This is a genomic window from Frankia sp. CcWB2, from assembly GCF_977927585.1.
Window position 1 is genome coordinate 1 of record NZ_CDWRCM010000172.1, and the last position, 512, is coordinate 512.

Here is a 512-nt window from a genome sequence, read left to right on the forward strand (position 1 = left end):
GCGTGCTCGGGGAGGACGGCCTGGCCGGCATCGCGCTCGGCGACGGCGCTGTCGGGGAGGCGTTCGCCGCGTTCCAGACGTACGTCGCCGAGTTGAAGGCCCGCGGGGTCGTGCTCGCCGTCTGTTCCAAGAACAACGACGCCGACGCCCGGGAGGCGTTCGAGCGTCATCCGGGGATGCGGCTCGGCCTTGATGACATCGCGGTGTTCAGTGCCTGCTGGGACGACAAGCCGACGCAGATCCGCCGGATCGCCGCCGCGCTCGGCCTCGGCCTCGACGCGCTGGTCTTCGTCGACGACAACCCGGCCGAACGCGAGGTCGTCCGCCAGCTCGTTCCCGAGGTGGACGTCGTGGCGCTGCCCGCCGATCCGCACGGCTACGTCCGGGCGCTGGCGGACTACCCCTTCTTCGAGGCCACCGCCCTCACGGCCGAGGACGCCGCGCGCACCGCCGCGTACCGGGCCCGGGCCGAGACGGCCGCCGCCGCGGCGGCGGCGACCTCGCTGGAGGAC

At 74.0% G+C, this 512-nt stretch carries 1 pseudogene; it reads left to right on the forward strand.

Going from position 1 to position 512, the window contains the following annotated elements:
- A pseudogene (locus ACY45C_RS16535) lies at window positions 1-512 on the forward strand (HAD-IIIC family phosphatase); the annotation flags it as partial.